General features: G+C 36.9%; 5 protein-coding genes. 2 read left to right on the top strand and 3 right to left on the bottom strand.

What is annotated here, in order from left to right:
• The 3 genes from B5P40_RS31345 to B5P40_RS31330 form a co-directional block, all read right to left on the bottom strand.
• The coding region (locus tag B5P40_RS31345; RefSeq protein WP_142936379.1) for a serine hydrolase domain-containing protein at positions 1–484 on the bottom strand (484 nt) is incomplete at its 3' end.
• Between the two features lie 93 nt (positions 485–577).
• Entirely contained in the window at positions 578–1,744 is a 1,167-nt protein-coding gene (locus B5P40_RS31340) for a serine hydrolase domain-containing protein (RefSeq protein WP_113710494.1), read from the bottom strand.
• 909 nt (positions 1,745–2,653) lie between these two features.
• Complete coding sequence (locus tag B5P40_RS31330) at positions 2,654–3,823, bottom strand: serine hydrolase domain-containing protein (protein ID WP_113710492.1); 1,170 nt, start codon at positions 3,821–3,823, stop codon at positions 2,654–2,656.
• Positions 3,824–4,613: 790 nt separating this feature from the next.
• Between B5P40_RS31330 and B5P40_RS34225 the strand changes: the two genes are divergently transcribed.
• The gene (locus tag B5P40_RS34225; RefSeq protein WP_197228058.1) at positions 4,614–4,724 is read left to right on the top strand and encodes an HU family DNA-binding protein; all 111 of its coding nucleotides are present in this window, start codon (positions 4,614–4,616) and stop codon (positions 4,722–4,724) included.
• Positions 4,725–4,838: 114 nt separating this feature from the next.
• Positions 4,839–5,231: a hypothetical protein gene (locus B5P40_RS31320; protein ID WP_002191683.1), complete on the top strand. Its 393-nt coding sequence runs from the start codon at positions 4,839–4,841 to the stop codon at positions 5,229–5,231.
• The last annotated feature ends 359 nt before the right edge of the window (positions 5,232–5,590 follow it).

The following is a 5,590-nucleotide window of genomic DNA, read 5'->3' as shown; positions in this document are numbered from 1 at the left end:
TACTTAACGTGGAACCTTGCAAACCGGAGGAGTGATTCAACAACATACGCGGGGTAATGCGTTTGTACCGCCCATCTTTCATCTTAAAATCAGGAACATAGTTGACCACAGGAGCATCCAAATCGACTTTTCCTTCGTCGACCAATTTCATTACAGCCGCTGTTGCATACATTTTACTGACTGAACCAATCCCGTATAGAGTATCTTTTGTTAGTGGCTGTTCCCCTTCCATATCGTTCTTTCCAGCCTGCCCCGACAAAGTAAGCTTGCCATTATCAATTAGCGCATACTGCACGCTAGTCGTCCCATAGGACTTCGTGAGTAGCGCAGCCTTCTCTGCTGCAATCTTCTTCAGTTCTTGGCTAGCTACTTCTGCGTTAGATACAACTGTAGTCTTACCTTCAGAAAATGCTTTCGCCCCTGTTGGTAGAATCATAGTTAGCGCTAATGTAGCGGCTAATACACCAGTTAGTTTATTTTTCATGAGGGAATTGCCTCCTTAGATAAGTGATCAATTTCATCATTTATTTGTTTAACTATGAAAATATGATAAAATTTATCCGTTCTTCCTTTTGGCCTACTTGCTAAATTCAGCAAGTAAAATATTTTTAAAAGGATCATGATTATCAGCATTAAGGCTGTTCAAATTGACAGCTAATGTATGCTTGCCTCCAAGTGTGCCTCCAGCAAAAGTAACAAACCCTGGAATGCTACCTCCGTGTCCCCATATTGAGACACCGTTTGGAAGCTTAGTTTCATAGATTCCAAGACCATATCTGCCAAATGCAGCTTCTCCTGTTGGAACTGTAGTAAGCATTTGTTTTAGTTGCTGTTCTTTTAGTAATTTACCCCCAAGTAAGTAAGAGAAGAATTTGTTTAAATCATCAGCAGTAGAAATCATATCTCCAGCCGAGCTCCCCATACTTGGGTTATAATAAGTAACATCTTTTGGCTCACTTGCTCCGTCTAGTTGGATATATCCACGGGCATGCTTGGTTCCTGGAATCACGCTTGAATTGCCAGGTAAGAATGTATTCGATAATTCAAGCGGTTCAATAATCCGATTTTCAATCTCTTCCGCATAGCTGTTCCCGGTTACTGTTTCAATAAGGATCCCTAGTAATACGTATCCTGTATTTGAATAAGACCAGCTCTTTCCTGGAGCAAAATCTGGGGGCATCGAAATCCCCATCTTTACTAATTCTTCAGCCCTATACGATTTTTTAGTATCCATAAGATTAAAGCCTTTTGACCTTGTGTATTCAGCGATACCACTTGTGTGGTTCAATAATTGCCGGATAGTAATCTGTTTATCATCATACCCGTTTCCTTGAATGACACCAGGCAACCATTTTTCAATAGAGTCGTCTAGATTCAAGCTGTTCTCTTCGGCTAATTGAAGTACAACTGTTGCCGTGAACGCCTTCGTCACGCTACCAATGCGAAAGCGAAAATCTGTTTCCATTGGTTTCTTGCTGCTCAGATTCGCTACCCCAGCGGCATAACTCCATGTTTTTCCACCCTCAGAAGTTTTAGCAAGTACCCCCGGGAATCCAAGTTGCAATGTATCCCGCACTGCTTGCTTGACAGAATTACGATCTCGTTGAGTACTTGTTTGTAACGAACTAGATACACTTTGAGTAGGTTCTGCTTTTACAATTAAGGTTGGCGTTGTGTATAACAGGGAACTTCCAGCTATTAAAAGGGCAAGACTTGCAAATGTAATTTGACTATGTGTTTTCATAGGGCATTCCTCTCCTCTATTCATATTGTATAGTTGGTTTCTTGCTATTTCGTATTAACCACACAGCTACCATCTCCACCAATGAAAAAAGGTCAACATTGAATTCGTAATCATCTCCATAATTATTATTTTTACAAACGCCATTCTATCCTGGGTAAATCCCTCTTTTTCTACATATATGTTAACCACAGAAATTACTTCTTTTCCTTGAAACACTCTTGTTACTGGTCTGTTTTTCATATATAAGTCATATCTGTTCCGCCTTTCACGCCTCTTTATATTTTTATCATACACAATGAAAATTTCTTTTTTCTTACCCATTTCTTACAAATTACTTACGTTCAAAATCGCTTTTATACTAGGGTAGAAGGAGCATCTGTGCCGGAAGGTTCAGTAAATATATTAATCAAAAAGAAACACAGAGGTTTTTTACTTCTGTGTTTCTTTTTTTCATCCTTTTAAATATTAAGAGCCGATTTACCCTTAACAGGATGAATTCTGGCTCTTTTCTAATGTAATTTTTCTTCTTGCAATACAACACAAATGACATTGTGCTGCATGAAACACTCCTAACGTTGTTAAAATCACTTGTTTTTAAGTCAAAATTTATTTAACTTAGGGCAGATACTCCATATCCATCAGCTTAAGAAAAATAAACGCCCTCAAAACGAAAAAATAGACTACCTTCTCAAAGTAACTACCTGTAGAAAAAGAAAATGTTCATTTAGGAGATATATTAAAACCTTAGCTTGATAGTAATGTGGTGCTACCCCACATCCGTCAACTTAAGGAGAATAAACGCCACCAAAACAAAAAAGCCCCAAATTTTTCATGAAAATAAGTTGGGGCTTTTGAACCAGAAAAGTATATTTTTAACTATGAAAACTACGATAAATTTTTCCTTTTTTCCTACTTGCTAAATTCAGCAAGTAAAATATTTTTAAAAGGATTAGGACTGTCAGTTCTACCCAAACTATTCCAATTGACGACCAACGTATGCTTGCCTCCAAGTTTACCTCCAACAAGAGTTGTAAACCCTAGAATGCCACCGGTGTGTCCCCATATCGAGACACCGCTTGGAAGCTTAGTTTCATAGATTCCAAGACCATATCCATCGATTCCTTCTTTTCCTGTAGGAACTGTAGTAAGCATTTGTTTTAGTTGCTGTTCCTTCAGTAATTTGCCACCGAGCAAGTAAGAGAAGAATTTGTTTAAGTCGTCAGCAGTAGAAATCATATCTCCAGCAGAGCTACCTGCACTTGGGTTATAATAAGTAACGTCTTTTAGCTCACTTGCTCCGTCTGGTTGGACATATCCACGGGCATGGTTAGTGCCTGGAATAACACTTGAATTGCCTGGTAGGAATGTATTCGACAATTCAAGTGGCTCAATAATCCGATTTTCAATCTCTTCCGCATAGCTGTTTCTGGTTACTTTTTCAATAAGAATGCCCAGTAATACGTATCCTGTGTTTGAATAAGACCAGCCATCTCCTGGGGCAAAGTCTGGAGGCAGAGAAACCCCCATCTTCACTAACTCTTCAGCCGTATACGATTTTTTTGTATCCGTAAAATCAGCGTCTTTTGACCTTGAGTATTCAGCGATACCACTTGTATGGTTCAATATCTGCCGGATAGTAATCTGGTTACCATCATATCCATTTCCTTGAATGACACCAGGCAACCAGTCTTCGATGTAGTCGTCTAGATTCAGGCGATTCTCTCCAGCTAATTGAAGTACAACTGTTGCGGTGAACGTCTTCGTCACACTCCCAATGCGAAAACGAAAATCTGTTTTCATTGGTTTCTTGGTGCTCAGATCCGCTATTCCAGCGGCATACCCCCACGTTTTTCCACCCTTAGAAGTTTTAGCAAGTATCCCCGGGTATCCAAGTTGCAATGTATCCCGCATTGCTTGCTTGACGGAAGTACGATCTCGTTGAGTATTTGTTTGTAACGAACTAGATACATTTTGAGTGGGCTCTGCTTTTACAATCGAGGCTGGTGTTGTATATAACAGGGAACTTCCAGCTATTAAAAGGGCCAGACTTGCACATGTAATTTGACTACGTATTTTCATAAGGCATTCCTCTCCTCTATTCATATTGTATAAGTGTTTGCTTACTGTTCCTTACTTCCTGACAAGACTTAGGGAAAGGCCCTGACGCATATAGATTAAAGCCCCAGTACAAAGGTATCTATCAATACCAACAATTTGAGCCAGTTAAATCTCCATCCCTTCTATAACAAAATTATTCAAAGGTATGAAAGCATATTATGTACCCTTAGTTATTGTTAGGATTAATACAACATGAGACATAGCTCCAACCCATATTTTACTTTATTTATCCATGATATGTATTGAGAAAGAATGTAAATTCGAATCCTTTCCGTACCCCAACTATTGATCGTTTTTTTCACCTATTATAAAATCAACAGAAAACTATTCATTTACGCAAATGTACATCAATATCAGCCTTGAATTTCAAAATACAAATTATTAATAAAACAAGTAAAGTAGCTATATTAAGAACATTGAAGATATAAAAAAGACAACAAGCCTGTCAGTATATCAGATATAAATCCTTCTCTGACATTTTTTAAATATTGATTAAATTTTTGAAGACAGCATAACTTTCTCTAGTATAAATATGATAATGCAAGCAAGAATCTCGTTTTACATATAGCAAACACGTTATAATGATTACTGAAATCTTGCCGGAATATAATAGGTGTGATAGATGAAAAAATGGAACTCATTAAACAAGAAACAAACTTAATATAAAAGATGCGTTTTCAGCAATAAAAATAGAAGTGGACCAAATCGCAAAATCTTTACAACATGGAGAAGAAGTACAGTTACTTGGTTTTTGAGGACATCCGAAGTCCAGGAACTTGTAGAGCGTAACGGTCGTAATCCAAAAACAGTAGAAGCGATGAAGATTCTCCCTTCAAAATTACCAGGTTTTAAAATCAGCTAAGAGCTTAAATATATGGTAAAGTAAAAAAGTATTTCCCTACATATTAAGAGAATACTTTTTTTAAAGGAACCTCAAAACTCACACATACCCTATACAGTAAAGGAAGTTTGGTACATGCAATTTTCTATAGACGCGATTCGTAATTTCCTCATACATGATATGGAATCCTATCGTGAAATGCTCCTACAAGAAAATGATTATGACAATATGAAATGGAGTTACACTACATTCATCGATATGAATAATTACCTAAATAAAACAAATATGGATCAAGAGGAAATTCAAGAGTTATTATCGGTGAGCCGTGAAGGGATTTCTTTTGGATCGGTAACAAAACGTGATATGCTCTTTATACATTCTCTTACTAGTCCAAATCGATGTTTGGAACTAGTGGAAACCTATAAATTGATGGAACGAACAAACGAATACGTTCCCAATATGAAAGAAGAATTGCAATGGCTCAAAGATCGATGGGAAAAAGGGTTTTATATTTTTGTTAATCAATAAATATGTTGTATTTATAAAAGCGCTTACCATAGCAAATGTAGAAGAGTCAAAGAATATGAATATAGCTTAGAAAAAAGCAAATCTTCTTAAAAGGGAAGCTTGCTTTTTTCTTATTCCCCCTTTTCGAGGGGATGAGCAAAAACCACCCTTAATGAACTTTATAAATTATGTTTAGTACTTGTTAACAGCAAAAGGAAAAAAATAGGTATTAAAGGATATTTATTTTATTGATATTTTAAAATCATATTGTTTTAGTGTGTTTATCTGTGAAGAATGGAGACTGGTTTTTATTTAATATCTTCCGAAATAAAAAAAGAGACCTACTAAATGGTATTATTGGTATTATCCCCTTTAGGTAG

This window comes from Bacillus sp. SRB_8 (assembly GCF_003264205.1).
Classification (GTDB): domain Bacteria; phylum Bacillota; class Bacilli; order Bacillales; family Bacillaceae_G; genus Bacillus_A; species Bacillus_A mycoides.
The sequence above is the reverse complement of the archived record's forward strand: the minus strand, read 5'-3'. Positions and strand labels throughout refer to the sequence as shown.